At 65.0% G+C, this 1454-nt stretch carries 1 protein-coding gene and 1 pseudogene; both read right to left on the bottom strand.

Annotated features, from left to right (window positions below; translation table 11 throughout):
• Window positions 1–303, bottom strand: a pseudogene (locus tag JCM25156_RS25520) (hypothetical protein); the annotation flags it as partial.
• Between the two features lie 96 nt (window positions 304–399).
• Window positions 400–1454 (bottom strand): baseplate J/gp47 family protein (locus tag JCM25156_RS16420; RefSeq protein ID WP_025813969.1); only part of this gene is annotated, 1055 nt, incomplete at its 5' end.

Genomic DNA, 1454 nt, shown 5'->3' with positions numbered 1-1454 from the left:
CAGTCGGCGGGCATTGCGCGGCTCGATCACGCGGCCGGGCGCGCCTGTCTCATCGGTTATCACATTGACCACATCAGGCCGCGTGCCGAGCGATGGAAACAGCGCTTCCTCGATACGGGTGCGGAAAGCACTGTCACTTTCCCCCTGCCCGCGCGTGAGTGTCGCGCCAAAGAAATCAGCGGCGAACATATCCAGAAATGCGTCGGACATGGTGGCCAGACGCGTCTGGTCATTCGTGCCCGCCAGCATGGCCCATATCCATGCGAACATGCAGCCAAAGCCCTGCAGCATGGCGTTCAGCACCGGGGCGGATTCCGCCTCCCCCGTGGCGGGAGCGGCGGGGAACCAGCCAGGGGCAGCAGCATGCGGATGCGCCGGGCAAAGCCGTTCCGTGTCATGTCAGCCAAAGGACACCGTCCCCGCCCGATAGGCCGTTCCGGTTGTCGCTGGCAGGTCGACCGTGCCCCCCGCCAGCGTTACGCCTGCAACATTGGTGACGGCGGTACTGGTGGCATAGGCAATCTGGATGAGTCGCGAGTAACTGGCCGCCGCCCCGATGGCGAGACTGTTGAGATAGGACGCGATGCCGGTGCTGATGGTGGCCTGTACGGTCGTGGCATCGACCGTGCCGCCTAGCGTTACCGTCATGATAATGGCGGGCCGCACGATCACGGGGCGCACCACCTGGATGGACACGGCCGCGGGGCGTACATCCTCCACCGCCGCATAGACCGTGTTGATGAGCGTATCGGCCACATCGCCCGATCCATCATCGACATATACCACCACATTTCCCGGCAGGGTCGCGCCCGATGTATCCACGTTCTCCCGCACCTGATAGAGCAGGCTGGCGGATACATCCGTTACCGCATCCTCGATCGCCATGACCGTCGCCTTGGAGCGGCTGTTGATGTAGGAAACAAAGCGCGCGCGCAGCGCCGCATCGCTCTCGCCATCGCTGCCATTGGTCAGGGCGGTGGTGTTGGTGACCGTATCAATGCCGGAAATGGCCGTGCCCAGCAGGCAGATCGCGCCGACCGCCACATTGCCAGCCGTGCCCGCGCTTTCGCACTGTACCGCAATGGTAATGGCGCTGGTGCCCGCAGGCCGGATATATCCCCCGGCGCTGGCCGACCAGGCGGCATTGGTGCTGTCTTCCATCACGTCGAACACAAGGCCCGATGCGGTCCGGACCGTCGCCCCCACCGCAATGGTGGCGGACTGGCTGGCGGGCGTGAACGAGGTAAAGGTGACCATGCCCGTCGCCACCGTGCCGGGCAGGCGCGCAAGGCCAAAATCCTGCACGAAGCTGTCTACATCCGGCCCGATGGATGTCGCCAGCCGTGTGCGTGAGAGGATTTGCAGCGCAATGAACTGGAACCACAGCCCCAGCCCGGCCACGGCCTCCAGCATGGCGCGCCCGGCCGAGCCGACATTCAGGTCCAGCAGCGCGG

The organism is Komagataeibacter kakiaceti JCM 25156, assembly GCF_000613305.1.
This window is presented reverse-complemented; position numbering and strand designations above follow the sequence as displayed.